This window comes from Nocardiopsis oceani (genome assembly GCF_054777395.1).
In genome coordinates this window covers 35,160-60,809 of record NZ_BAAHAR010000002.1, presented here as the reverse complement: position 1 = coordinate 60,809, position 25,650 = coordinate 35,160, and the positions used below count along the sequence as shown (strand labels likewise).

General features: G+C 68.5%; 19 protein-coding genes. 11 read left to right on the top strand and 8 right to left on the bottom strand.

Annotated elements, in window-relative coordinates; all coding sequences use genetic code 11:
* Nucleotides 1-7 precede the first annotated feature (7 nt).
* Genes ACYVDG_RS01325 through ACYVDG_RS01315 form a run of 3 tightly spaced genes read left to right on the top strand, consistent with a single transcriptional unit; the run spans nucleotide 8 to nucleotide 2,272 of the window.
* Nucleotides 8-1,243, top strand: a complete 1,236-nt coding sequence (locus ACYVDG_RS01325; protein ID WP_460745959.1) for a methyltransferase domain-containing protein — start codon at nucleotides 8-10, stop codon at nucleotides 1,241-1,243.
* Nucleotides 1,230-1,640 carry a lasso peptide biosynthesis B2 protein gene (locus ACYVDG_RS01320; RefSeq protein ID WP_460746253.1) on the top strand — a complete coding sequence of 137 codons (411 nt, stop codon included), beginning with the start codon at nucleotides 1,230-1,232 and terminating at the stop codon, nucleotides 1,638-1,640. Before ACYVDG_RS01325 ends, ACYVDG_RS01320 begins: the two co-directional genes overlap by 14 nt.
* Nucleotides 1,641-1,684: 44 nt before the next feature.
* On the top strand, nucleotides 1,685-2,272 hold the full coding sequence (locus tag ACYVDG_RS01315; RefSeq protein WP_460745955.1) for a GNAT family N-acetyltransferase: 588 nt from the start codon (nucleotides 1,685-1,687) through the stop codon (nucleotides 2,270-2,272).
* A 33-nt stretch (nucleotides 2,273-2,305) separates the two neighbouring features.
* Here the strand turns inward: ACYVDG_RS01315 and ACYVDG_RS01310 are convergent, their stop codons facing one another.
* From ACYVDG_RS01310 to ACYVDG_RS01295, 4 genes are all read right to left on the bottom strand, one after another.
* Nucleotides 2,306-2,953, bottom strand: coding sequence for an RloB family protein (locus tag ACYVDG_RS01310; RefSeq protein WP_460745951.1), 648 nt, complete (start codon nucleotides 2,951-2,953; stop codon nucleotides 2,306-2,308).
* Nucleotides 2,940-4,268 carry an AAA family ATPase gene (locus ACYVDG_RS01305; protein ID WP_460745946.1) on the bottom strand — a complete coding sequence of 443 codons (1,329 nt, stop codon included), beginning with the start codon at nucleotides 4,266-4,268 and terminating at the stop codon, nucleotides 2,940-2,942. The genes ACYVDG_RS01310 and ACYVDG_RS01305 overlap by 14 nt, the downstream gene beginning before the upstream one ends.
* Before the next feature lie 263 nt (nucleotides 4,269-4,531).
* Nucleotides 4,532-8,815: a BREX system serine/threonine kinase PglW gene (gene pglW, locus ACYVDG_RS01300; protein WP_460745942.1), complete on the bottom strand. Its 4,284-nt coding sequence runs from the start codon at nucleotides 8,813-8,815 to the stop codon at nucleotides 4,532-4,534.
* Nucleotides 8,816-9,032: 217 nt separating this feature from the next.
* Nucleotides 9,033-9,236: a hypothetical protein gene (locus tag ACYVDG_RS01295; protein ID WP_460745940.1), complete on the bottom strand. Its 204-nt coding sequence runs from the start codon at nucleotides 9,234-9,236 to the stop codon at nucleotides 9,033-9,035.
* 245 nt (nucleotides 9,237-9,481) lie between these two features.
* Between ACYVDG_RS01295 and pglX the strand changes: the two genes are divergently transcribed.
* Nucleotides 9,482-13,024 carry a BREX-2 system adenine-specific DNA-methyltransferase PglX gene (gene pglX, locus ACYVDG_RS01290; protein WP_460745938.1) on the top strand — a complete coding sequence of 1,181 codons (3,543 nt, stop codon included), beginning with the start codon at nucleotides 9,482-9,484 and terminating at the stop codon, nucleotides 13,022-13,024.
* 287 nt (nucleotides 13,025-13,311) lie between these two features.
* Here the strand turns inward: pglX and ACYVDG_RS01285 are convergent, their stop codons facing one another.
* Entirely contained in the window at nucleotides 13,312-13,767 is a 456-nt protein-coding gene (locus ACYVDG_RS01285) for a hypothetical protein (protein WP_460745937.1), read from the bottom strand.
* Between the two features lie 60 nt (nucleotides 13,768-13,827).
* Nucleotides 13,828-14,712, bottom strand: coding sequence for an oxygenase MpaB family protein (locus ACYVDG_RS01280; protein ID WP_460745936.1), 885 nt, complete (start codon nucleotides 14,710-14,712; stop codon nucleotides 13,828-13,830).
* A gap of 190 nt (nucleotides 14,713-14,902) precedes the next feature.
* On the opposite strand from ACYVDG_RS01280, the gene ACYVDG_RS01275 reads away from it, so the two are divergent.
* The 4 genes from ACYVDG_RS01275 (at nucleotide 14,903) to ACYVDG_RS01260 (ending at nucleotide 19,151) form a co-directional block, all read left to right on the top strand.
* Nucleotides 14,903-15,412, top strand: coding sequence for a TspO/MBR family protein (locus ACYVDG_RS01275; protein ID WP_460745935.1), 510 nt, complete (start codon nucleotides 14,903-14,905; stop codon nucleotides 15,410-15,412).
* Nucleotides 15,413-15,834: 422 nt separating this feature from the next.
* Nucleotides 15,835-16,104, top strand: a complete 270-nt coding sequence (locus tag ACYVDG_RS01270; protein WP_460745933.1) for a hypothetical protein — start codon at nucleotides 15,835-15,837, stop codon at nucleotides 16,102-16,104.
* Nucleotides 16,097-16,708 carry a DUF6879 family protein gene (locus tag ACYVDG_RS01265; protein WP_460745930.1) on the top strand — a complete coding sequence of 204 codons (612 nt, stop codon included), beginning with the start codon at nucleotides 16,097-16,099 and terminating at the stop codon, nucleotides 16,706-16,708. Before ACYVDG_RS01270 ends, ACYVDG_RS01265 begins: the two co-directional genes overlap by 8 nt.
* 112 nt (nucleotides 16,709-16,820) lie before the next feature.
* Nucleotides 16,821-19,151 (top strand): ATP-binding protein, encoded by a 2,331-nt coding sequence (locus ACYVDG_RS01260; protein ID WP_460745928.1) that lies wholly within the window; start codon nucleotides 16,821-16,823, stop codon nucleotides 19,149-19,151.
* A 28-nt stretch (nucleotides 19,152-19,179) separates the two neighbouring features.
* Here ACYVDG_RS01260 and ACYVDG_RS01255 read toward each other — a convergent pair whose 3' ends face one another.
* Both ACYVDG_RS01255 and ACYVDG_RS01250 read right to left on the bottom strand, forming a co-directional pair.
* Nucleotides 19,180-20,991 (bottom strand): AMP-binding protein, encoded by a 1,812-nt coding sequence (locus tag ACYVDG_RS01255; RefSeq protein WP_460745925.1) that lies wholly within the window; start codon nucleotides 20,989-20,991, stop codon nucleotides 19,180-19,182.
* Nucleotides 20,984-21,766 carry an IclR family transcriptional regulator gene (locus ACYVDG_RS01250; protein ID WP_460745923.1) on the bottom strand — a complete coding sequence of 261 codons (783 nt, stop codon included), beginning with the start codon at nucleotides 21,764-21,766 and terminating at the stop codon, nucleotides 20,984-20,986. Before ACYVDG_RS01250 ends, ACYVDG_RS01255 begins: the two co-directional genes overlap by 8 nt.
* A 168-nt stretch (nucleotides 21,767-21,934) precedes the next feature.
* On the opposite strand from ACYVDG_RS01250, the gene ACYVDG_RS01245 reads away from it, so the two are divergent.
* Genes ACYVDG_RS01245 through ACYVDG_RS01235 form a run of 3 tightly spaced genes read left to right on the top strand, consistent with a single transcriptional unit; the run spans nucleotide 21,935 to nucleotide 25,649 of the window.
* Complete coding sequence (locus tag ACYVDG_RS01245) at nucleotides 21,935-22,774, top strand: ABC transporter ATP-binding protein (protein WP_460745920.1); 840 nt, start codon at nucleotides 21,935-21,937, stop codon at nucleotides 22,772-22,774.
* 14 nt (nucleotides 22,775-22,788) lie between these two features.
* Nucleotides 22,789-24,774 (top strand): AMP-binding protein, encoded by a 1,986-nt coding sequence (locus ACYVDG_RS01240; protein WP_460745918.1) that lies wholly within the window; start codon nucleotides 22,789-22,791, stop codon nucleotides 24,772-24,774.
* A 2-nt stretch (nucleotides 24,775-24,776) separates the two neighbouring features.
* A complete protein-coding gene (locus tag ACYVDG_RS01235) occupies nucleotides 24,777-25,649 on the top strand; it encodes a branched-chain amino acid ABC transporter permease (protein ID WP_460745916.1) in 873 nt (290 codons plus the stop codon).
* The last annotated feature ends 1 nt before the right edge of the window (nucleotide 25,650 follow it).

Sequence of the window (25,650 nt, the reverse complement as noted above, 5' to 3'; positions counted from 1 at the left end):
TGATCCCGTGCCCCGACTGCAACGGGACGGGGAAAGCATGAACGACGGTATCGAGACCCTCGGGGCACGACGCGCCCGGCTCGCCGCCGGGCTGGACACCGACGAGCACATCCGGGCGGTGTTCGCGAAGGTCCCCCGCCACCTGTTCCTCCCCGACCGGGTCTGGCCGCGGGTGGTAGGCACTCACCTGGACCGGGACACCGACCCGGAAGGCTGGGCCGACCGCGCCTACGCCGATGCCCCCGTCATCACCCAGGTCAACGGGGGCCGGCGCGGGTCCGCGAACGTTCCCACCTCGTCCTCTTCCGCGCCTTCGGTGATGGCGGCGATGTTGGCGGCCGCCGGGGTGGAACCCGGCCACCGAGTCCTCGAGATCGGGACCGGCACCGGCTTCAACGCGGCCCTGCTGTGCGAACTCGTCGGCGCGGAAGGGCGCGTCGTCACCCTGGAGGTGGACCCCGCCGTGTCAGCGCGGGCGCGCCGGGCCCTCGCCGCGACCGGCTACGCGCCGACGGTTCTGCTCGGCGACGGTGCCGAGGGGCACCCGCCCGGGGCGCCGTTCGACTCCGTCATCGCCACCTGCGCGGTGGTGCGCGTCCCCGCGTCGTGGATCGAGCAGACGCGGCCCGGCGGGGTCGTCGTCCTGCCCTGGTCCCCCGGGGTCACGCTTCCCGGCGGGATGATGGCGCGGTTGGTCGCGCATCCCCGCGCGGGGCGTGCGGAAGGTCGGTTCGTCGGGGAGGCCGATTTCATGGCCCTGCGCGCCCAGCGGACCCGCCGGGGTGCGCCACCCGACGGCGGTGCAGTCGCGGATCGCACCTGGAGGATCGCGGGCGACGCACGTGAGCTGGTCCTGGGCGGCGCCGGTCCGCAACTGGCCCTGATGAACCCCGGTACGGCGATGGGTTTCCAACCCGGGAACGCCGGGCACAGCTGCGTGTGGCTCGCGGCAGCGGACTCCAGCTCATGGGCGCGTCTGCACCCGGACGGGCAGGTGGAACAGGGCGGGCCGGGCAGGATCGGCGAACAGATCCTGACCTCCCACGAGTGGTGGCGGGCCCAAGGAAGCCCCGACCTGACCGAGTACGGGCTGACCGTGACGAGCGGGGACGAGCACCGCGTATGGCTGCGAGACCCTTCCGGCCCCAGCTGGGTGCACCCCACAACCCTCAGTCCGGGGCCTCCCCTTCCCCCGCCAACAACGCAAGGATGTACCCCGGCCTGCGCAGATCCGCCCGCGTGAGGCGGACGACACGCACCACGGGGTAGAGCCTCCGCAGCGCGTTCTGCCGTTCCCGGTCCCCGGCCAGCGCACGCGGGGTGCTGTACGGCCCGGTCGCGGGCGCTGCGGCTGCTGCAGCTCCTGCTGCCTGGCATCGCGCGTATGCGTGCGAGAGGCGACTTTGGCCGAGGCCCAAAAGCTCCGCGGCGCGGTGAGGTGGGTTGGCCTGTTCCTGCCCGCGCGGGTCGCCCGCCTGGAAGAGTCGGTAGGGACCTTCCTCGCCTTGGCTCTGCTCAGGCGCCACGTCACCTGGTGCCACGGGGTCGCGGCCGAACCCGTCGAATTCCACGCCTGGCTGCGGACCACAGACGGAAGCCTCGTCGCCGAACCCGCATCCACAAGGCGTTTCCAAGCATGACTGACCGTTCCAGCACACCCCACGACCCCAAGGAATGAACGCGCATGAGTGAACCTGTGCTCTGGCTGCACGGCGACAAGGCGGGCATCGGACCGATCCGCCCCGACCTGGTGGAGGACTACTGGAGGTGGGAGCAGCAGATCCCCACGATCGTCGGATACAACCGGCAGACACCCCAGCAGATCGCGACCACACGGGAGATCTACACGACCGCTTACGAGGCCTCGTCCGACCGGCAGATCAAGTTCACCGTCTACGCCATGGACGGGACCGAGCCGGTTCCCGTGGGGACGGCCATGCTCATGCTCGACCTGGGTCTGGACATCGCCGAATACACCGTGGCCATCGGAGCCCCCGAAGCCCGAGGCAAAGGAGTGGGCACCGAAGCGACTCTTCTGGTGTTGGATTACGCCTTCCACGTCACCGGACTGGAGTGCGTCTACCTGACCGTCCTGGAACCCAACACCGGAGCGATCGCCGCCTACGAGCGCGCGGGCTTCCAGCGCCAGGGGGTTCGCCGCAACTCCAACAAGTGGCTGGGTCGCCGCGTCAACGAGATCCACATGGACGCCGTCCCCGCGGAGTTCCCCGGACCCTCCCGCATCAAGCAGCAGTTCGGCGATCGCACCTGATGCTCATCGTGCCCCGCACACTGTTCACCGGACTCATCCCTGATCGAGAAGGTCACGTACCAGGACGTGGATATCGGTCCACGGGTTCTTGTCCCGTGGATGGATTCCTTCCCCGTGCCGCTCAACCAACTGTTCGGCGCGCCTGATCGCCTCTCGCTGCGGATCCCCCATGAAGTGTCCGGGGTCGAAGTCCTTCCCGTCTGTGAAGCAGCAACGGAGACCTCTCATCTTGGCGATGGCATCCTCCGTTCGCATGTAGCCACCAACATGGTTCCCTTGGTGGAGGAGAAGCCAGAGCTCAAAGCACGGGTTGACATAAGCGATCCTGATCCCGTTCTCTTCGGCCAAACGGGCAGCCTGGTCCAGTGACCCATGGGGTTCGGGTGCTTCGACGTCAACGACGCACCACACTTCGTCGTATTCCCCGCCCTGCCGCTTACGTCTGCGGTGCGTCGAGTTCTGACGCTTTAGGGCCGCGTTGACCAGGGCATACGGCTCCCCGTGCTCTCTCCCCAGATCGATAACCACGCCCGAGAAGCGAAGCTCGGCTTTCAGCTTCTTGAAGTAGGTCGTCCCGCCATAGGTGTCCTCGCAGAAGATGAGATACCTACGACCAGGATTCCTCGACCGAACCCTTTTCGGCTGGAGGGATTTACTGCCCCTCGACTTATTCGACGCCACTCTCGAAAGCTACCGCATGACCAGAGACGAGACGGGCAAGTTCGTCCCCGATATCGTCGTCGAAGAAGGGGACAGCCGAAAAACCACCCAAAAGATACTTTTTCAGTACATCATCACGATCATCTCGCACCTTGAACTCACGTAGGGCGACCAGTCCAGATGAACCATCCGCGCCCTTCACCGTGAACCATGCCTGGTCACGGGTCAGGTACCCGAAGGATCGACGGCTCAGCAACGTGACATCGTGAGTGTTGAAGACCAGCTGTGCACCGAGCGGGTTGGTCTCCGGTTCCGAGAAGAGCCGGACCAGTTGCCCGGCGAGATTCGGGTGAAGCTGAGCATCCAGCTCGTCCACGACGAGCACCCGTCCCTCCAGCAGAGCCCGGACCGTCACACCGATCAGCGCCAACCAGGTCTTCGTTCCCTCCGACTCCACTTCGTGCGGCAGTTCCACATCGTCGCCAGAGGTTCGGTGCGCCACAAGGATCTCGGTGTGCCGCCAACCCTCCAGATTCGCCGGTGGCCCATCGGGACGAAGCGCTTTGAAACCCGCCGCGAAATGGGCCGCGGCTTCCTGGGGCATCTCCTGATCCTCCGCGCGGATACCGGTGATACCCAGGTCCGCGTATCTGAGCAGAAGCATACACAGCTCTGACGCCGATCCTGACAGCATGCGCAGTGTCAGGTCGAGACGGGCTCCTTCGTTTGCGTCAAAGGCCATGGTCATCTGATTGACCCAGTCATAGACACGGGTAAGCAAGGGGTGATTACCAGCAGCACCCGCTGACACGAAGAGGCTGTTGGGCCGTACGGACTCCCTGACCATCTGGGTTCGTTTCCCGAAACCCTTGCGCAAGCCGGGACCGAGCTCGATCTCCTGCGGCCCGTGCCGTTCGAAGAGTATCCGCATCCGCCCGTGTGGCCAGCTGTACAGCCATTCGCCGGTCACCGAGGCGTCACCCACCTCGAAGCCGTACTCAAAGCGAACCCCGTCCTGGACGAAATCGAAGGAGAACTCCGACGAACGGCTCGCCGACTCCTCGTCCAAGGCGAAGGGAGCCCGGTTGGTTCCACCCCGTGGGTTCCATCCGTTGTGCGAGAACCGGACCGCATCTCGTGCGTACCTCATCGCCCGCATCAGATTGGACTTGCCCGAGGCGTTGGCCCCGAAGACCCCGATCACTGGTAGAGCCTGCAGAGCCGTGCCGGGGATGTCCCGAATCGCCAGATCGTCATGGTTGTCCGCGGCAACAAGACTCAGCTCCTGTTCGTCCCGGATGGATTCCCAGTTCGTCACACGGAACCTCAGCAGCACGACTGCCCCCTCCCAACGCACTCGACAGCGCTCTTCGGTGGCAACCGTAGCCCGCGAAGCTTGCTTCCATGCATCTTTTGCACATCGATCCTGGAGAATTTTTCCCAGATCTAGGCTTTGACAGCCGCCCCGTGGTTGCTTTGATGCATACAGAACGCTCAAGACCGAACATGTGCCGCTACTGACCAGGCAGTGAGTCAGCGCCCTGCAGGCCATCGCGCTGCCCCTGCTGATGCTCCGATCAGCAGAGGTAGCGCGGACCCTCAGCTCACCAGCGTCGCCTCCGGGGCACTGAAGCCCCTCGGAAGCAGCACCTGCTCCGAATCGGCGATGATGCCCGCGGGGTGACCGTCCAAGGTAGCCGGGGCCTGAGGGCCGCGCATGGGGCAGAGAATCCACAGGCCATACGGGGCGCGGTTGGCCTCGCGGGCCTCCTGGATGAGGCGGCCGAGCAGGGCGCGGCCCGCGTCGTAGCGGGCCAGGGGCGTCGCCCGGTAGAGCACGACCACGCCCTGGCCGGTGGGTGAGTCCGCGCTCGCGGTGCGGATCCGGTCGCCCAGGTGCTGGAAGACCTCCTGGAGCAGGGTCTCGAAGGGTCGGGGCCGGGGCTGACTGTTGTCGGCCTTGGCCAGGTGATCCCAGGTCAGGCCTCGGCCCTTGGCGTCCATGACCTCGTCCACGACCTGGACGAACTCGGTGGACACGTCGAAAGGCACCGCGCCCGGCACGCGGGTGAGCATCTGGGCGGAGCGCTCGGTGTCGGGCAGCCAGGTCTTGAGCGCGCGGTAACCGCCCCGCTGGACGGCTTGTTCCAGGCGCTGCCAGGCCTGCAGGGAGGCGGTGTCCACCTGGTCGGGTGCGCTGTGGTGCCCGGTGTGGGTGGACGGTTGGTAGGTGGTGAACTCCGGTTCCAAGTACCAGCAGACGGTGTCGTTGACCCTCTCCTCACGGAGTTTGGGGTGCCTGCTCTTGAGCAGGGCGTACAGCTGTTTTCGGCTCGGTTCGGGAAGGGCCGGGAACCGGGACCGGACGCGGTCGCGGATCTGTTCCGGCGTGATCCCGGGTTTGCCCAGGTACCCGATGGCCTGCGTGATGCGCAGGGCCCGCTCCAGGTCGAGATCGACCGGGTACAGCTCAAGGCGCGGGGTCGCTTCGGCCCGCTCGGAGGCAGCGGCGGCCAACTGCACCAGGTCCGTGTCGGAGAACGCCTTCATGCCCTCCGGTGCCTCCGCACCGCGCAGGACCTCGCGGACCGTGCGGGGGCCGGGCAGGGCGTCGGATCCGTCGAGCGCGACCAGTTCATCGGCGCGCTCCCCGAGCGCTTCGGCGTAGTCGAACAGGTCGCCCTCCACCGGAACGAGGGGGTCGTTGTCGATGACCTGGGCGACCATCACCCTGCGGGGGTAACGCCGCGCCACGAAGCGCTGTTCGCTGCGTTGCTCCTCGAACTCCACCACCGCGCGCACCGTGGCGAGGGCGTACACCGAACGCTCCGCTGTCTCCAGGGTGGAACCCCGTGTGGCCAGAAGCTCGGAGGCGATCTGTCGCACTTCCCGGAGCCGGTTGTTGTCGTCGAGGATCTCCACCACGTCGTCACGGACCGAGCCGAGCAGGGACGCGTTCTTCCCCCAGTAGGCGAAGGCCTCCTGGAGCGCTTCCTCCACCCGCTCCGCGGGCAGCTCCAAGCGTCGGGCGATCTCGCGACGGGTGGGCCACCAGTCCAGGAAGCCCTGCCTGCCCTCGGGCATGCCGAGCAGCTCGCGCGCCACCCGGACCCACCAACGGTTGGCGTCGGTGGTGTTGGGCAGCAGCTGCCGGATCACCTGGTCGAGCAGAGCGTTGCGCTTGACCTTGTCGTCTGCGCCACTGGGCAGTTTGGCCTTGGCCGGAACGGCGTACTCGGCCACGTCCAGGTGCTTGCGCCAGTACGCGGTGGCGCTGCTCAGCTCGTTGCGGATGCTGCGGGTACTCCCCCGCATGTGCGTGATGCCGCGCACCGGTTTACGGAGGAGCTGCCCCACGGTCTCGCAGCGCAGGATCCGTTGGGCGGTGTCCACCGCGAGCGGGGTGAGCCCGGACAGGTGGAGGGGGGTGTCCACCGTGGCGCTTTCCTGGTTACGCCGACGGGTCTTCTCGTCCTCCACCGGGCTCTCGGCCGCCGCCTTAGCGAGGAAGGATGCCTGCCAGGCGGTGCGCATCTCCGCGAGCGTCGCGAAGCGCTCTTCGCTACGTCGGTGCAGAGACCTGTGAAAGAAGCTCACCAGGGCGTCCCGGCTCTGCTTGGGAAACGCCTCCTCGGCCAGGCGGGGAACCTGCACGTCCTCCGCGAGGAATTCTGGGTCTATGCCCTCCTCATCCCAGACGGGAAGCTCACCGGTGACCATCTCGTGGAGCGTGACGGCCAGCGCGTAACGCTCGGCGAACTCGTCGTAGGGGCGCTTCTCACCTAGGAAGGGGTCCAGGTATCCGCGGGTACCCGACGAGGTGTGGGTCAGCGGCGCCCTGGCAAGGGAGAAGTCGAAGAGCATCAGGCTCCGTGCCTGTTTGGGGATCTCCCGCACCCCCAGGTTGGCGGGCTTGATGTCCCGGTGCAGAATCTCCTTCTCACCCAGGTATTCGAAGATCTCGAACAGGTGGCGGCCGAAGGCGTCGAGTTCGCCGCTGGTGAGCGCGCCCTCCTTCCCGAGGAACTCCGCGAGCGTCTGCTGGCCGGCCCGTTGCAGGACCAGAACAGTGCGTTCCCCGATCTCCTGGAGCCCGGGGTCCGCGTCCTTCTCCGCGCTGTCCATGGAGACGATGCGCGGGTGGGAACCCACGGCGCGCAGAGTTTGCGCTTCGCTGCGCAGAGCGGCGGCTGCCGCGTCGGTGTTCAGCGCCACCTTGTAGACGACCTCGCGCCCGGTGCGCTCGTTACGCATGAGCAGGGCCCGGGAGGTGGCCCCCTTACCGAGTACCTCACGGACCTCCCAACCCGGGGTGATCTCGTCGCCGGTTCGGGCCACCAGGGGATCGGTGGTGACCTCGGGCAGGGTCAGGCGCTCCTCGACCTCGTCGAGCATGCGCAGGAAGGCCTGCACGGTCGCCAACCGGTCGTTGGGGGAACGCTGAGTGGACTCGCGCACCAGCGTGTCCAGCTGCGGCACGATGTCGTCACTCACCGCTGCGGGGGTGAGGCAGCCGTGCTCCTGGATGGCCTGGCTCAGCTCAGCCCGGTTCCGGGCCGGTGGGCGGCCCGTGAAGACGAGATAGGTGAGAGCGCCGAGTCCGAACAGGTCCTGAGCCGCCGCCCGGCCGGCGAAGTCGGGAAACTCCGGAGCCAGGTAGACCTCTGCCGCCCTCTCCACGTGCGCGGCCAGGGCGCGCTTGCCCAGCGCCGACTCCAGGTGCTCGGTGGCTCCGCCACTGGAACTGACGTGGGAGGTGCGGTTGCCGCGCAGACGCAGGCTCTCCCGGGCGGCCACCTGCCAGTCGGCGATGTACAGGCGGGGGTAGTTGCCGTCCATCTCCACCCACACGCTGCGGGCGGCTAAGGCGCGGTGGTAGAGCCGGTTGCGGTGGGCGTGGTTGACGGCCTCCGCCAGCTGGCGGACCATCACCATCCGGGTGTCGACGTCCAGTCCTTCACCGTGTTCGGCGATGAAGTGGTCGAGACGCTGCCAGGACTTGTGGTGCCGGAACGCGATGGCGGGCCCGAGATCGGCGCCGCCCTCGTCGATGAGCCCGAAGTACTCGGCTTTGACGATGCCTTCGTGGGAGATGCCCTCCAGGGACATGTACTCACGCTTGGCGGCGCGTTCCACCGAGCGGAGTTCGTCCTCGGAGGGGTTCTCGCCGTAGTGGAACAGGCGCACGCGGCTCATACCGCCGAGCCTCTGGTGTTCGGCCTTGAAGTCGGTCCAGGTGGGACCGCTGTCGAAGGAGCGCTTCTCCAGGGTGTACTCACCCAGTTGCAGAGCCCGGTCCATCGGCATGATGCCGATCTTCTCCATGAGGCGGGTGACGTGGCGCAGGAACCTCGGGTCGACCCGGCTGTGAGGAGTGTCGATCAGCCCATCAGACACTCCGGGCAGGCCGGTCTGCTTCTCCAGGCCGTTGCGCCCGTAGACATTGGCCTTCTGGACCTCGTCGAAGGCACACCGCAGGCCAGGGTCGGAGAGGAATACCCCGGCCTCAATGAACGGAACCTGGACATCGAGGCCGAGTTCCTGCGCCGCCCACCGGAGACGGTTCTTGAGCTCCTTGGCCTTGAGGTCGGTCAGGTGCAGGGGGTTGCTGAAGGTCCGGCGACGCCCGTTGCGATCGGTGAAGGTCCAGTCGGATCCTCGGTTGGTGGCCCGCCCGGGGTGGCTCTTGATCTCCACCAGGTAGGCGCCGGTGGGGGTGACGGCGAAGAGGTCGCACTCACGGATGCGCTGGTTGCGGGCGGTGAAGGTGAACCCTGCCCAGGCGCGGTAGTTCCCGGTCGTCGGGAACTTCTCCCGGATGTGCTCCAGTGCGGCCTGCTCCCAGGGGAACTCCGAGGGTTTGCCCCACCATCGGTTCGCCATCCGGCCGCTCCCTCTCCCGTTTTCTACCTGTCCGACTGCCCACCCAGCATAGAGGTGGCCGACGACACCGATTGCTGGCTGCTGGGGAACCGGGTGGATGGAGGGAGGAGGGCTGGCGGGAGCGCGGATGGCAGTGGGCGGGATGGTGCATGTGCCGACAGCGGATCTCAGGGGCCGACCGGTCCGGGGCCGCCTGTCCCGGACCCCGTATCCGGCATCACCCGAGCACGGAGAAGACGAAAGCTGCCACCGCGGTAACCGCGACCACCGTGGCCGGGACGGCCGTCCCGGCCAACCGGATGGCCGCGGACCACGGCTTGCCGTCTTCTCGGGTGACCAGAGCTGCGGCCAGGGCGACTACCAGGCTCAGTAGAGCGATAACGGCGAAGAAGGCGAGAACCACGAGAACGTGGGAGGTCATGGGCGGGAGGCCCCTTTCTTGGGGGGTAACGGAACGTCACGGGCAGGGGCACGGTGCGGTCCGCGGAGCTGGGCGGGACACAGTCGCGGTGTCGGACGGTCCCAATGTAGCGGCCAATCTCAGCACGCACAAATAATTAAAGCACTCATGATGTAGATTATGCTCAGATCCGAGGCCGAGGACCACCCCACGGCGGCATATTCGCGACCATGAGCAGGACACATCCATCATCGAGAAGGCAGGGCATGGCTTACGCGTCACTCTTGAGAGAGCTCCGCTCACTTACGCTCCACGTCCTCGACGACTTCCGAGGAACCGTCTCGGCCTCCTCGACGGCGTGGCGCGACATCGAGTGCGCCGCCGCCATGTGGGCCCTCGCCCCGACGTTCGTCACTTTCTGTGAGCAAGAAGGGCTCGTGGACACCACAGTGCTGGGCCTGGGCGAGCCCTCTGACCCGGGTCCCACGCACGGATCGGGCCCCACGGAGGAAGCGGGCGTTTCGGACATCAGCCGTCCGCACGAAGATCCGGTACACACAATCGAACAGGCGATGGACAGCGTGGTTCGGGAACACCCCGTCTTGGGCCCCGCTTTCTCCCCCGACACCGGATCGTGGCGGACGTACCGACCGAGTGCGGCGGTCGCCCACCGCTTGCTGACCTACCTCAGAGGGGACGGTCGCGAGGCCATGAAGGAGGCCACCAAGGCCCACGCCTCAGGCTCAAGCGAGGAATCGAACACAGAGCCCTTCGGGGGGCTGTACCAGGAACTGTCGGAAACCGCGCGCAAGATGGACGCCCTGCTCACCACCCCGGGCTTCGTCATCGACGAGATCCTGCGCCAGACGCTGGACCCGGCGTTGGAGGAGGCCGCGCCCGTCACCGAGCACGGGATCCGAGTCATCGACCCCGCATGCGGCTCCGGCGGCTTCCTACTGAAAGCCCTGCACCGGGTGTTCGACCAGGTCCGCGCCGAGGACCCCGGACTCTCCGCGGACAGGGCGGTCGAGATCGCCCTCTCCTGTGTCCACGGAGCCGACCGGAACCCGATCGCGGTCATGGTCAGCCGGTTCCGGCTGGCGGTGGAAGCTCTTCGGCTCTCCGGAAGCGTCGGTCGGGCCGAAGAGGCGAACTGGCGGGTGATCGTGGTCGAGGCGGATTCCCTCCTTGAGGGCGAGGGTGCCCCCTCCCCGGATGGTCGCTTCGCGCCTACACCCACCCAACCGCCGTCCTCCTGGCCGACGGCAGCCAGGGAAGCACACGTGCTCGCACGTTCCTCCTACGACGTCGTGGCCGTCAATCCCCCCTACATCACCCCCCGGGACAAGCAGCAGGCCGAGGCCTACCGCGGCGCCTACCCGAGCGCGCGGTCCAGGACCGTCGCCATGACCGTGCCCTTCACCGAATGCGCTTTCTCCCTTGCGCGCTGGGACGGCCACGTCGGCCTGATGCTGGCGAATTCCTTCTCCCAGCGGGAGTTCGGCAAGCGCCTGGTCGAGGGGTTCCTGCCCACCGTGAAGCTGGACCGCATCATCGACACGTCGGGCGCATACATCCCGGGGCACGGAGTGCCCACGCTCATCCTCACCGGACGCAACCGAAAGCCCACCCCGGGATCCCTCGTCACCGTGGTCGCCTGCCTGCGCGGCGAGCCCACCCTTCCCGCCGAACCCGAGCACGGCAAGGTGTGGACCTCGATCCGGGGGCGACTGGCACGCGTTCCCAGCGAGGACCCGTGGACCGTCTCACAGGAACGGCCATTGGCGGACTACCGCTCGCACCCGTGGCAACTCGCCTCTCCGTCCACCGAGACGCTCTTCCGATCGCTGCGTTCACCACGGACCCTGGGCGACCAGGTACAGCGCATCGGGTACGTCGCCAGCACCGGCGCCGACGACCTGTTCACAGCTTCCCCGGCGTCAATGCACCGCTGGGGAGGCGAGGACTCGGCGACCATCGACATCATCACCGGTTCGGAGGTCCGCGACTGGCAGGCCCGGAGTGAACAGGTCGCGTTCTTCCCACGCGACCGGACCGATCGTTCCAAGCTCGTGGACATCGACGATCTGCCGGGGCACCGGAGGCGGCTGTGGCCTTACCGGACACCGCTCGAAGACCGCCTCCGCACCACTGGCAAAGCCTGGTACGACTGGCATCAGCTGACGGCCAACCAGGACGCGTCTCCGTGGTCGATCATCTTTCCCTGGGTGGCGTCCCACCCGCACTTCGCCCTCAGGAAGGCCGACAACGCCCCGCTGAACTCGGCTCCCGTCATCGAGCTGCCGTTGTCCGTGTCCGAGGAGGACGTGCTCGGTCTCCTCGGAGCACTCAACAGCTCCGTCGCGTGCTTCTGGTTGAAGCAGGTCAGCAACGCCAAGGGGAACCCCAGGGAAGGGCAGCTCAGGTCGGGTGACACCTGGGACACCATCTACGAGTTCACCGCCACTCGGATGAGAGACCTGCCCCTGCCTAGCCAGACCGATACGGAGCTGCCCCGCAGGCTCGACGCCTTGGCGTGCCAACTGCAGGAAATAAGCGCTCAAGTCGCTGACTCCGCCTCTGTACCCGCAGGTGATCGGATCGCCCAGCTGGGGCGGGAGTGGAACGACACCCTCAGGCGCATGGTGCTGCTGCAAGAGGAACTGGACTGGCGCCTGTACGAGGCGTACGGGCTCGTCTCCGCGGAAAGCCCCACTCATGTGTCCCCCGGGGCACTCCCCGACGGGATCGACCTGGGCCACCGCGCATTCGAGATCGCCCTAGCCCACAGGATCGCGGACGGAGAAGAGGAAAACGACTGGTTCGCCAGACACGCCGCGACGCCAGTGACAGAACCTCCCGCGCACTGGAGCGCGGAGTACCGCCACGCCGTTACAGAGCGCGTAGCGGCTCTGGAGTCCACTCCTGCCCTGAAAATCCTGGAACGGCCGGACTTCAAACACCGCTGGACCACCCCCTCCTGGGAGCGAGTCTGGCGCCCTGTCGTCACGTCCTGGCTGCTGGACCGCTGCGAGCGCCGGGAACTCTGGTATACGCAGGAGGCGGACGGCACCGAACGGCCGACCAGCCGCACCCTCGCCGAACTGATCGCCCTCCTCGAGGACGAGCCAGGGGTTACCGCGGCGGCGGAAGTTCTCAACCCGGACTCCTCCCTCAGAGAGCTGGTGCCCGAACTGCTGGCCCCGGAACACGTCCCGTTTCTCCCCGCGCTCCGCTTGCGTCCCAAAGGGCTCAAGAAGCACGCAAAATGGAAGCAGCACTGGGCAGAGCGTTGGCGAGCGGAGCACCCCACGGACACAGGGGACACCTCGGAGGGAACATCTGAGAGCCAGGTGACTCCCACACCGCCGAAGTTCACGTCCGCCGACTTCCTGAGGAGTTCCTACTGGGCCAACCGCGGCAAGTTCGACATGCCGAACGAGCGGTTCATCTCCTACCCCTCCGGCACCTCATCCGGGCTCTCACCCACGAGCGTTATCGGGTGGGCAGGCTGGGACGCTACCGAACGGGCCGAAGTCCTGGTGGACATCATCGACAGACACCTGGCTCCCCCCGCCGCCCCGGCCGAGGCCGTCACCCCCCTGCTCGCAGGGCTGGCCGAGGTGCTGCCCTGGGCCGATCGAGTCGCGGCGGGTATCGGCCCGGTGGCCGCTCGGGATGGCTCCGCCAGGCTCCAAAGGCGTTTCGAGGAGTTCCTGACCGGGCTGGATCTGACGGAGGAAGAGCTGGTCTCCTGGGCACCGCCCGCCCCCCGGCGGGGTCGCCCGCCGAAAAGAGCAACAGGCTGAAGTGCCTCGGACCACACAACCCCGCAGGCTCGCACCGCCACAAGCCCACCGTCCGCCCACCTACGTCGGCGCCTTACCCTCCCCGGGAGGTGAGGCGCCGACGCTGGGAACCCCTACGTGACACGCGACACCAGCCCGACCTGACCGAATACGGGCTGACCGTGACGGGCGGGGGCGAGCACCGCGTATGGCTGCGAGACCCTTCCGGCCCCAGCTGGGTGCACCTGCCCGCCCGAGCGTGAGCGCTCAAGAAGTGCTCGAATGTCACCCGGAGCGAGAAAACACCGTCACTCGGGAGTAGCGGCGGACGACGGGCGGCGGGCTCCCAGGACGCTCAGTGCGCACAGCACGCCGTAGCCGCCGGCGACCATCAGCGCCGCCTTGCGGTCCGCACTCGTGGGAAGGCTGGTTCCCATGATGACGGCGTCACCCACGTCGGAGGCCACCCGGATACCGATGGCGGTGAGCAGGGGCCACCCCGCGGGCGCGACCATCATCGCGGTACCGCAGGCCAGGTCCCGCGCGAGCATGGCGCGGCTGAGTACCTGCACCTCTTCATCGGCCTCGCCGTCCGACAGGCCGATGGCGTCGGTCATCGTCTCGGGATTGACCAGGACGACGACGGCGTAACCGACCGTGGCCGCGCCCATCACCCGGGGAAACGCGCGCAGGGCGAACCTGCCCGCACGGGACCAGGAGGCGGCGGAGCTCCCCCGACGGGCGGGGTCGTGTTCGCGGGACATAGCACACACATCCGTTCTCTCGGTGACGCGAGCCATCGCGACGCCGCCCGTGGTGCGGCGTCAGTGCTTCGGTCTGTTCGCCGCCATCGCCCACCGGACGCCGCGGACCACGGTGTGACCGGCCACAGGCCCGACAACGGAGCCCAGACCGGCAGGATCAGTGAGGGCCAGCTCGCGGCGCGCCCACGGCGGCAGCTCGGCGACGGCACCGGCGGCCAGTGCCGCGTAGGCGGGGCGGACGGCGACTGGCAGGGGCGGGCGGCGCAGCAGGAAACGGGCCGTATCCCGAGCCGCTGGGGTTCCTTCCAGCTCGGGGCGGTAGGCCGACAGCCACGCGCGCAGTTCGGCCATGTCACGCGGCGGGTCGACCACGCCCAGCGCCTCGGCGACCCGGGCGGCGTCGGCCACGTAGGCGTCGCGCTCGGCCCGGTCCAGGGGCTGCTTGCCGTAGCGCTGGTGGCACTGGAGGAAACTCGCCACCTCGGCGACGTGCACCCAGCCGAGCAGGTGTGGATCGTCGGCGCGGTAGTCGCGTCCGTCGGGCGCGGTGCCGCGCACGCGGGCGTGTACCCCGCGCACCCGTTCGACGGCGCGGGTGGCGTCGGCGTCGGTGCCGTAGGTGGTCACGGCCATGAAGGTGCTCGTGCGCTGCAGTCGGCCCCACGGGTCGCCCCGATAGCCCGAGTGGGCGTCGACCGCCGCCATGGCCAGGGGGTGCAGGGACTGGAAGAGCAGCGCGCGCAGCCCGCCGACGAACATCGCCGCGTCCCCGTGCACGCGCCGGATCGGCCGGTCGGGCCCGAACCAGCGCGGCCCCGGAGCATTGTGGATGCGGTCGCGGTTTGCCGGTCCCTGGGGTCCGGCCACACGGGCGAACAGCCACGCGCCCACCCGGGCGCGCGGCGACCGCGCGGCTGTTCCTCCCGTGGCGGTGGATTCGCTCATAACCCCAGTATGCAGTCCACCGTGCGGCCCCACCGGTCCGGCTGCTCTTGGTACACGCTGCTCACAATTATCACGTTTTCCAAGATACTCTGATTTCGAGTAAAGTGAAAGGGCAACAGTTCCGGTGGGCTCATGCCTGACCGCGCTGCGCCCGAGCACGTGCCGAAACCCCGCCGACCAGGAAGGAGACATGACGACGACTACCCAGAGGAAGACCCCGTCGCTCAAGGCGTCACTGCTGGCCGCGGCTCTGTTCGCCGCGGCGGTCACCGCGGCAGCGCTGATCGGAGTGCTGTCCAACACCGGCACCTCGGCTGACTACGCGGCCCTGCAACAACCGGAGTGGGCTCCTCCGTCGTGGCTGTTCAGCCCCGTGTGGACGGTGCTGTACGCGATGATCGCCCTGTCCGGCTGGATGGTCTGGCGCCTTCGCGGCTGGCGCGGCGCCCGGGTCGAACTGTCGCTGTTCGCCGCCCAGCTGCTGTTGAACGCGGCCTGGACCCCGCTGTTCTTCGCCGCCGGGCTGCGCGGCACGGCACTGGTCGACATCGTCCTCCTGGTCGCGACCCTGGCGGTGACCATCGCTCTGTTCGCCCGCGTGTCCCGCTGGGCCGCGGCCCTGCTGGTGCCCTACTGGACCTGGACGGTGTTCGCGACCGCGCTCAACTTCTCCATCTGGCAGCTCAACACCGGCGCCTGACGCAGCACCGGCACCACTCCCCGGCTCGGCCGCGCCTGCCAGATCGATGCCGAAACTGGCATAGACCTTGGTGGTGCCCTCCCCGCCAGGTCCGCCTCCGCCTGGTCATTTCGTGACTAAGTCCCCTTGCGCAGCATCCGATGCTTCTTTACAGTCGGACCATTTTGGCCACACGGATATCGGCATAAAACCATCCCAAACAGCCGCACGAAAAACACACACCCCTGCCACGCAAACCTCAAGAACAGACCATTCTCCAACGACGAACGATGGACCTGAAGGCGCTAGAAGCACTGCCCCTGAGGGGATGCGGCTGCCGGGGACACAGATACACAACTCTCACCGGACGATTCGCCATACCCGTGTTATTTTTCTTGCAGGGCGTACTCACCCCCCGACTGGAGTACGTGGGAAGGGAAGCGATGGCAGGTCACTGGGAGGCGTACGCGACGGCGGAGATGAAACGCAGGCTCGGAGCGTCACCCGCCGAACTGGGCAACACGGACCGTCTCGGCAAATGCCCGGATATCTGGGAACTGGACAACGGCGACATCGCGGTGATCGGCAGCGACCTGACCGACTCCTACGCCCCACGCCTGCCCGAAGGTGTGGCCATCGCGGAGAACGAACGGCTGGTTGTCATCCCCCGGTCCACCATCATCTCAGCGAAATCGGACATCCCCGATGCTTAACACCATCAACTCCATTCCCGGTGACCACCTAGGACTCTCCGACTACGACGATGACTTCGAGGAGCGTTTCCAATCGCTCCGCAACGCTGACGTCTGGAAACTCGAACGGCAGCAGGTGTTCCACGAGCCGGAAAGTGAGAGCTGGATGGCCTTCCTCCAGGGCCGCCGGGAGGAGTCCCTGCGTCTGATGGAGGCTGGTCGCCCCGCGCTGCGCAAGCTGTTCGAAGGACTGACACAGATCGGGTGCAAGGCTCGGCGAGTCCGCGTCGTCGAGAAGCCCTTCTCGACCTACCTGCTGTGGGAACTGCACTCCGCACGGATCCGAGCACAGTGCGGCGAGGACATCCGGGTCATCACCCCGGAGGCGCTCTCGGCCTTCGAACAGGAAAACCCCGTCCCGGAGATCGTCATCCTCGGCGATGAGGTGACCTACCGGATCCTCTACGACGCTCAGGGCGAGGCAGAGGGAGCGGTCCGCTATACCGGTCCCGCCGTCCTCGAACAGTGCCGGGCCGAGATCGCGGCCCTGCACCAGCAGGCCGAGGTTCTGGAGGACTACTTCGTCCGCGAGGTGGACGGGGTGGCAGCCACCCGTGCCCGATAGACACACAACCTCCCCGGGCGAGGAACCCGAGGAGGGACCGACCGGCGGCAACCGGTCACGGATGTCCGATGTCTCCGGACGTGCAATCCAGGCAAGGGACGTCCGTGGCGGGGTGCACTTTCACTCGGATCGCTCGGAGCACACCGGTTCCCCGGTACCCAGACAGCTCCCCGGTGACGTGCGCGGGTTCGTGAACCGCACGGGTGAGCTCGAGGTACTCAGCAGCCACATGCCCCGAGGCGACCTGGACACCGAGGAGCAGCCGGAAGCCACGATGCACGTGGTCGTCGGCACCGCCGGTGTGGGCAAGACCGCCCTCGCGCTGCACTGGGCGCACCGGGTCAAGGGCCACTTCCCCGACGGTCAGCTCTACGTCGACCTCCAGGGCTACGGGCCCGGTCTGCCCATGGCCCCGGAACAGGTATTGGAGCGGTTCCTGCGGGCGTTCGGTGTCGCCACCGGCTCTCTTCCGCCCGACACCGACAGCAGGTCCGCCCTCTACCGGTCCTTCCTGGCCGAGAAGCGGGTACTGGTCCTGCTGGACAACGCCGCCAACGCCGCCCAGGTGCGGCCGCTCCTGCCCGGCTCCGCCGACAGCGCGGTGGTGATCACCAGCCGGGACCGGCTGTCCGGGCTGGTAGCCAGGGACGGAGCGCAGCGCCTCACCGTGCGCACCTTGGACACGGAGCAGGCGGTGGAACTCCTGGAGTACGTGACCGTCCACCATCGCCCCAAGGACGAGTCGGGCGAGGTCGCCGAACTCGCCCGCCTGTGCGGGCAGCTCCCGTTGGCCCTGCGCATCGCCGCCGAGCGCGCGGCCAGCCGTCCGCACATGCCCCTGGCCGACCTCATCCAGGACCTGCGCGACGAGTCCGGACTGTGGGACGCGTTGGCCACCGATGACGAGGAGGAAGCGGACACCGTCCGTTCCGTCTTCGCCTGGTCCTACCGGGTCCTGCCCCAGGAAGCGGCCCGCCTGTTCCGGCTCCTGGGCCTGCATCCCGGAAGGGACTTCGGCACCGGTGCCGCGGCCGCCCTGGCCGACCTTCCGGTGCGCCGGACCCGGCGCGCACTGGACACACTCGTCGGTGCGCACCTCCTGGAACAGATCGGCGCGGACCGTTACCGCTTCCACGACCTGATCCGCTCCTACGCGATGGACCAGGTACGGGACGAGGAAGCCCCAGAGCTGCGGCGCGAGGCCCTGCAGCGGCTCCTGACCTGGTACCTGCGCACCGCGTACGCGGCGTGCACGGTGGTGGACTCCAACCTGCGCCGCCCCGAACCGGACGAGATCCTCACCGACCCGGCGCAGGACCACCCCACCGGAGTCCCCGGGTTCGGCGACAATACCGACGCGCTGCGCTGGTTCGCACTGGAAGAACCCAACCTGATGGCCGCCGCTGAGACAGCCGTCGACCTGGGCTCGGACCAACTCACCTGGCGGTTCCCCTATGTTCTGGGGCACTTCCCCGTCCACGGCACGGCGTGGATCAGGATGCTCGGCCACGGGGTGAACGCGGTGCGACGCGAACACCACCCGCAAGCCGAGTCCGACCTGTGGGAAGGCCTGGGCATAGCACACCTCCAGGCCAACCGGTTCGAGGAAGGCATCGAGCACCACACCCGAGCCCTGGAACTGCGGCGAGAGATGAGTGACGAGCGAGGGGTCTTCATGTCCCTGAACGCCCTGGGCCTGGCTCACCTGCGCGGCCGCAACCTCGACCAGGCACGCGGGAACTTCGAGCGCTCCCTCGAAGCAGCCCGAGGCCTCGGCGACCGGTTGTGGGAGGGGATCGCCCTGGGCAACCTGGTCCACTGTCTGCTGGAACTGGGATTGCGGGAGGAAGCTGTGGCCCTGTCCGACCAGGCCCTGGAGATCCACCGGGAGACCAGGAACCGGACGAGCGAGTTGGCCTGCCTGACCACCCTGAGCGAGGCCCGACGGGAAACAGGCCAAGCCGACCACGCCCTGGCCCTGACCGAGCGGGCCCTGAAGATTGCCCAGGATCTCGACCTCACCACCTATGAGGGCTTCGCCCACCTGGAGCTCGGCCGGGTCCACTCGATGCTCGACCACCACGAGGAGGCCCTCGCCCACTTCCACGAGGCGGCCGGCCTACACCGATCGATCGGCGAGCACGTCGGCGAGTCCGAGTCTTTCGAGGGCGTGGGCAGGGTCTACCGGTCCCTCGGACACCTGGACGAGGCGGCACGCTTCTACCGCCAGGCCGCCAACGGCTACCGGAGAAACAGGGCCCGGTGGAACCTGGCAGTCTGCCTCGACCGCCTGGCCGCGATGTCATCCGAAAACCGTGCAGGAGAGGCGGCCCACGCGTACTGGCGTGAGGCCCTGGAGGCCATCGAGGACTTCACCGACCCCCGGGCCGAACACCTACGCGAGCAGCTCACCGCCAGCCTGACCGGCGCGAGCGCTGACTGAACCCGCGTCCGGCCTTCCACCCGGCCGGTTACCCGCTCTCCGCGCGGGCGACGGCCACGATCCGGTCCCAGGACAGCCGGGACGGTTCCCTGCCGACGTCGGACAGCAGCGCGGCCAGCGCCTCCCGGCGCTGCGCGGTCGACAGCTCCGTCCCGAACCGGTCCACGAAGCACAGGGCGCGGGGGCGGGCCAGGCCTCCCAGGACCTCGCGGACCGCGTCCAGCAGGTCGCGGGCCAGCTCAGGTTCACCCGTGACGTCCGGGACCAGGACCACGGCGGCGGCGAGGGAGCGGCCCAGGTGGGCGGTGCTGCGTTCGCACACCTCGGCATCGGCCACGAAGGGATGCGTCCTCAGCACGTCACGCACTTCGGTGAGTGAGACCAGCTGCCCGGACACGCTGGTCACCTCGTCGATCCGGCCGTGGAAGGTCAGTACCGGTACACCCGTACCTTCGGCCTCCCGGTGGCTGACGATGTCCCCGGTGGCGTACACCCCGGGGTAGCGGTGCCAGTGCCGGGCGGCGTCCTCGGCCCCGGCCCCCTCCAGGGACTGGAGTATCCCCGCCCACGGGCGGGTGAGCACCAGTTCGCCGCGGGTGCCGGGGGCAACGGCGTGCGCGTCCTCGTCGACGATCCGCAGCCCGGGGTCGGGGATCCGGGCGGGGTCGACGGGCCTGTCCAGGCGCACGATCCCGTTCAGCTCGGCCTGGCCCCACCCGTCGGCCACCTCAAGGGAGCCCGAACCGATCCGGTCGTGCAGCCAGGCGGTGAGCTCCGCCTCGATGGGTTCGCCCAGGGTGACGATGCGCCGCAGCGAGGGCATCGGCCGGTCCTCGGCTTCGCGGTGCGTCCAGCCGCGCAGGCGGCGCATCACCGACGGCGAGGTCACCATGGTGCGGACCCCGTAGCGGGCCGCGATCTCCCACGTCCGGTTGCGGTCGGGTACGTCCAGGGTGCCCTCGAACATCACCGCGGTGTCGCCCCAGATCAGCGGGCCGTAGACGCCGTGCACCTGGGTGCCGAGCCAGGCGATGTCGCCCGCGCACCAGTACACGCCGCCGCCGGAGAGTCCGTAGCGGTGGAGGGCCGAGGCGGCCGCCAGGACGTTGGCGGTCGCGTGGACCGCCGAGACCGGACGGCCGCGGCGGTTGGCCAGCGGGGTCGTCAGCAGCGGGTGCCCGGCGGGCAGGGCGTCGGGCCACGCGGGTTCGCTGGCGGGTTCCGCGGCGGCCATGGCCTCGTGCCACCAGCGGTCCCCGGCGTACCAGGCGACGTCCGCCCCCGTGCGCCGGACCACGATGGTCTGCTCCACCCCGCCCACCGCGGCCAGGGCGTCGTCGGCGCGCGCCTTCAACGGCAGGATGGTGCCGTGGCGCCAGGCGCCGTCCTGGGTGATCAGCAGCCGGGGGTGGAAGTCGGCCAAGCGCTCGGCCAGGGCCTCGGCCGGTAGTGGGGTGGGCAGGATGCTGTGCACGGCGCCGAGGCGGGCGCAGGCGAACACGGCCACGACGGTTTCCGGGAGCCAGCCCAGGTGCAGCGCCACGCGGTCGCCTTCGCCGATGCCCAGCCCGCGCAGCACGGCGGCGAAGGAGCGGACCTGTGTGCGCAGCTCGGCGTAGGTGAGTTCGCGGCGGTCCCCCGGTTCGCCCTCCCACAGCACCGCGGCTCGCTGTCCGTCGTGTTCGGCGTGCCGGTCGACACAGTTGGTGGCGAGGTTGAGCCGGCCGCCGGTGAACCACTGGCCGTGGGGCCCGCTGGGGGTGTGCAGCGCGTTCCAGGGGGTGTCCCAGGTGAGATCCGCTGCGGCCCGGGTCCAGCGGTCGGCCCAGTCCTCAACCATGGCTCAGTGTCCTCCCCGCGGCGGTCGCGGCCTGGTACAGGTGGCGCGCCAGCTCCTGGACCCGCTTCTCGGGCAGGTCGACGTCACAGGTCAGGGCGAGCGCGGCGGCGGAGCGGTCGGCCGGGCCGGGCACGCCGACGGCGAGCTCCGCCGAGTCCGGCTGCGGCAGTACGGCCGGGCCGGAACCGGCGCCGGACACGTACAGGTAGGGGGCCTGGCGCCAGGCGTCGCGTTCCTTGTTGGCGGCCTCGCGCAGCTCCGGATCGGCCGTCTCCAGCGCCTGGGCCCAGACGGCTTCCTCGGCGTTGGCCGCGAGGACCCGGCCCGCGGCGGTGGCGAGCGCGGGAAGCACCCGGTGCGCGTCGCGGTAGATGCCGCCGTCGGGGGCGTCCACGCGGTCCACGTAGGTGGCGCTGCCCCGCACCACCAGCGCGACCTGGACGGTGCAGCCGGTGGCGTCGCGCAGCGGCACCAGGTACGGGGCGAGCGCGTTGAGGACCGGCAGGCGCCCTAAATAGCTCTCGGAGAGCCGGGTGACGCCGGCCCCCAGCCCGTAGCGGGAGGAGCGCGGGTCCTGCTCGACGAGGTCGGCGGCCACGAGGGAGCGCAGGAGCCGGTGCACCGTGGCCACCGACAGCCCGGAGTTCGCGGAGAGGTCGTTGAGGTACTGGTAGGGCGGCCCCGAGCTCAGCAGGTCCAGCAGTACGACGGCGTTGCGGACGGTCCCCAGTGTTCCACGGGCATCCGGTAGGGCCGACGGGGTCGACTCTGCCACCTGCTTCCCCCTCCGCTGCTCCGCACTTTTCGGATAAAACGCAGCGGAAGCTTACCAGAGACCCCTAGATTCCAGATACGACCTATTGCTTTGCACATAGTGGAAACGTAGTGTGTTGCCTCTCACATCGGGCGGACATGTTCCAGATCCGCAGGGAGGCGATGACCGGTGATCCCCCGTGCCTACCGACACGACCTGAACGGCAGTCAGCTCACCCCGGGCGAGACCGTGCTGGAGTGCGCCGACCTGTCGCTGCGCTTCGGCGGCGTCCAGGCCCTCGACGCGGTCTCCCTGGAGGTGGTCCAGGGCCGCATCCACTCGGTGATCGGCCCCAACGGCGCCGGCAAGAGCAGCCTCCTCAACTGCGTGAGCGGGCTCTACCGGCCCCAGCAGGGCAGCATCAAGCTGCGCACCCCCAAGGGCGACCACGAACTCGCCAACAAGCCCCCGCACCGCATCGCCCGCCTGGGGGTCGCCCGGTCGTTCCAGAACATCGAGCTGTTCGAGCACCTCACCGTGCTGGAGAACCTGATGCTGGGCCGCCACATCCACATGTCCACCGCCCTGCTGCCGGCGCTGGTGTGGTTCGGTCCCGCGCGCCGGGCCGAGATCGCGCACCGGGAACTGGTCGAGGAGGTCATCGACCTGCTCGACATCCAGGAGGTGCGCAACACCCCGGTGGGTGCGCTCGCCTACGGCATCCAGAAACGTACCGAGCTGGGCCGCGCGCTGTGCATGCAGCCGGGGCTCCTGCTCCTCGACGAGCCCATGGCCGGCATGAACGCCGAGGAGAAGGAGGACATGGCCCGGTTCATCCTCGACGTGCACGAGCTGGCCGGCCTCACCGTGGTCCTCATCGAGCACGACATGAACGTGGTCATGGACATCTCCCACCGGGTCACGGTGCTGGACTTCGGCAAGGTCATCGCCGACGGCCCGCCGGACGAGGTCAAGCAGGACCCCGACGTCATCGCGGCCTACCTCGGAACCGCGGCGGTACAGCAATGAACGAGGACACTCTGGTGAGCACGGACACCGCCGCCGACGGCAACAGCGCGGCCGACACCACCTTCCCCCGACTGCTGGCCGAACGCGCCCGCGAGACCCCGGACGCCGTCGCGCTCCAGGAGAAGCGCTACGGCATCTGGCAGACCCTGACCTGGCGCGAGTACCAGCAGCGGGTCCGGGACCTGGCGCACGGCCTGGCGTCCCTGGACGTGGAGGCGGGTGAGATCGTCGCCGTGATCGGCGACAACCGCCCGGAGTGGCTGATCGCCGAACTGGCCGCGCAGTCGATCGGCGCGGCGGTCGTGGGCGTCTACCCCACCAGCATCGGCGAGGAGGTCCTGCACGTCCTCAGTACCGCCGAGGTCCGCGTCGTCATCGCCGAGGACCAGGAACAGGTCGACAAGCTCCTCGAACTCAAGCAGCAGCTCCCGCACCTGACCACGGCCGTCTACTACGACCCGCACGGCCTCGAGCGCTACACCGAGTCCTGGCTGCGGGAGTTCACCGAGGTGGAGCGGGCCGGCCGGGAATGGGAACAGGAAAACCCCGGCTGGTTGGACGGGCGCGTGGCCGCGGCCAGCCCGCACGACATCGCGGTCATCTGCACGACCTCGGGCACCACGTCCCGGCCCAAGCTCGGCGAGCTCTCCCACCGCAACCTGCTCGCCATGGCCGCGAACCTCACCGCGGTGGACCCCATCACCGCCCGGTACCGCTACGTGTCGTTCCTGCCGCTGGCCTGGATCGGCGAGCAGATGCTGGCGGTGGCCTGCGGGCTGTCCACCGGGATGGCGCTGTCCTTCCCGGAGGAGGCCGGAACCCAGCGCAGCGACCTGCGTGAAATCGGCCCCGACGTGATGTTCAGCCCGCCGCGGATCTGGGAGTCGATGCTCTCGGAGGTCCAGGTCCGCATCGACGAGGCGGGCTGGCTCAAGCGGAAGGTGTTCGGCTGGGGCTACCGGGTCGGTGAGCGCACCGCCCAGCTGCGGACCCGCGGGCGCAAACCCGGACCGGCGGGCCGCGTGGCGCACTTCATCGCCGACGTGGTCGCCCTGCGCCCCGTACGCGACCAGCTCGGCCTGGCCCGGATCCGCCGCTGCTACACCGGCGGCGCTCCCCTGGGCCCGGACGTGTTCGGGTTCTTCCACACCATCGGGGTCAACCTCAAACAGATCTACGGCCAGACCGAGATCTGCGGCATCGCGGTGGTGCACCGGGACGACGACGTCCGGTTCAACACCGTGGGTGTGCCCATCACGGGCACCGAGGTCAGTATCGGCGACAACGGCGAGATCCTGTTGCGCTCCGACTCGGTGTTCCGCGGCTACTGCCGCAAGCCCGAAGCCACCGCCGAGGCGGTCACCCCCGAGGGCTGGCTGCGCACAGGTGACGCCGGCTACCTCGACGACAACGACCACCTCGTGGTGATCGACCGCGCCTCCGACGTGCTGAAGGCCAACGACGGCACCCAGTTCTCCAGCGCCTTCATCGAGAACAAGATCAAGTTCTCCCCGTTCGTGGAGGAGGCCGTCGCCGTGGGTTCACCCGACCGCTCGGGGATCTCCGCCATCATCACCATCGACCCCACCACGGTGGGCTCCTGGGCCGAGCACGCGCACCTGTCCTACACCACCTACACCGACCTCGCGCAGCGCGGTGAGGTGTACCGGCTCATCGCCGAGGAGGTGTACCGCGGCAACACCGACCTGAGCGAAAGCGTTCAGGTACGCCGCTTCGTGCTGCTCCACAAGCAGTTCGACCCGGACGACGACGAGATCACCCGCACCCGGAAGGTACGCCGCTCGGTCATCGCCGAACGGTACGCGGAGGTGCTCGACGCCCTCGATACCGGGGCCGAGACCGCCCGGGTCACCAACACCGTCACCTACCAGGACGGCACCAACGTGAAGCGGGAGATCGACCTGCGGGTCTTCGACATGTCCGTTTTCGAACTGCCGGACGGGTACCGCCGTCGGCCGATCTGGACGGGACGGCGCTGAGCATGACCACCTTCGTGACACTGACCGCCTACGGGCTCGCCGACGGTGCGGTGCTCGCCCTCGCCGCCCTCGGCTTCGTGCTGATCTACAAGGCCACCGCCGTCATCAACTTCGCCCAAGGCGAGTTCCTCCTCGTCGGCGCCTACACCTTCTACACCTCGTTCGTGCTGTTCGGGCTCCCGATCACCGTGGCGGTGCTCAACGGGGTGGCGATCGCGATCGTCCTCGGCCTCCTCGTGGAGCGCTTCGTCCTGCGCCCGCTGGTCGGACGCAGCGCCATCAGCGTCATCATGGTGACGATCGGACTCTCATCGGTCCTCACCGGGGTCATGCAGCTGATCTTCGGTACCGAGGCCCGTTCCATGGCCCCGGTGCTGCCCCGCGGCACGGTGGAGGTGCTGGGGGCCTCGCTTCCCCTGCACCGGCTGCTGGTCGTGGTGGTCGCCGCCGCCGTGCTGACCGTGTTCACCCTGTTCTTCCGCTACACCCGGCACGGGGTGGCGATGCGCGCTGTGGCCGACGACCAGCAGGCCGCGCTGACCATGGGGATCTCGGTACGGCGGGTCTTCGCCATGGCGTGGGCGCTGGCCGCGGTGAGCGCGCTCATCGCCGGCGTACTGCTGGCCGACATCACCGCGGTCGACCCGCACATCGCCACCTTCGGCCTGCTGGTGTTCCCCGTGGTGATCCTGGGCGGACTCGACTCGGTACCCGGAACCATCATCGGCGGGCTCACCATCGGGCTCATCAAGATGTACACCTTCGGCTACCTGGACCCTGGGCTCGCCGATGTCGTGCCCTACATCGTGTTGGTGCTGGTCCTCCTGGTCCGCCCGTACGGCCTGTTCGGCGAGAAACGAATAGAGAGGGTCTGAG

What these genes read in the sequence shown, in the direction of transcription:
- ACYVDG_RS01315 (WP_460745955.1), top strand. Translation starts at nt 1,685, where the DNA reads ATGAGTGAACCTGTGCTCTGGCTGCACGGCGACAAGGCGGGCATCGGA.
- pglW (WP_460745942.1), bottom strand. Translation starts at nt 8,815, where the DNA reads ATGGCGAACCGATGGTGGGGCAAACCCTCGGAGTTCCCCTGGGAGCAG.
- ACYVDG_RS01295 (WP_460745940.1), bottom strand. Translation starts at nt 9,236, where the DNA reads ATGACCTCCCACGTTCTCGTGGTTCTCGCCTTCTTCGCCGTTATCGCT.
- pglX (WP_460745938.1), top strand. Translation starts at nt 9,482, where the DNA reads ATGGCTTACGCGTCACTCTTGAGAGAGCTCCGCTCACTTACGCTCCAC.
- ACYVDG_RS01285 (WP_460745937.1), bottom strand. Translation starts at nt 13,767, where the DNA reads ATGTCCCGCGAACACGACCCCGCCCGTCGGGGGAGCTCCGCCGCCTCC.
- ACYVDG_RS01280 (WP_460745936.1), bottom strand. Translation starts at nt 14,712, where the DNA reads ATGAGCGAATCCACCGCCACGGGAGGAACAGCCGCGCGGTCGCCGCGC.
- ACYVDG_RS01275 (WP_460745935.1), top strand. Translation starts at nt 14,903, where the DNA reads ATGACGACGACTACCCAGAGGAAGACCCCGTCGCTCAAGGCGTCACTG.
- ACYVDG_RS01270 (WP_460745933.1), top strand. Translation starts at nt 15,835, where the DNA reads ATGGCAGGTCACTGGGAGGCGTACGCGACGGCGGAGATGAAACGCAGG.
- ACYVDG_RS01265 (WP_460745930.1), top strand. Translation starts at nt 16,097, where the DNA reads ATGCTTAACACCATCAACTCCATTCCCGGTGACCACCTAGGACTCTCC.
- ACYVDG_RS01255 (WP_460745925.1), bottom strand. Translation starts at nt 20,991, where the DNA reads ATGGTTGAGGACTGGGCCGACCGCTGGACCCGGGCCGCAGCGGATCTC.
- ACYVDG_RS01235 (WP_460745916.1), top strand. Translation starts at nt 24,777, where the DNA reads ATGACCACCTTCGTGACACTGACCGCCTACGGGCTCGCCGACGGTGCG.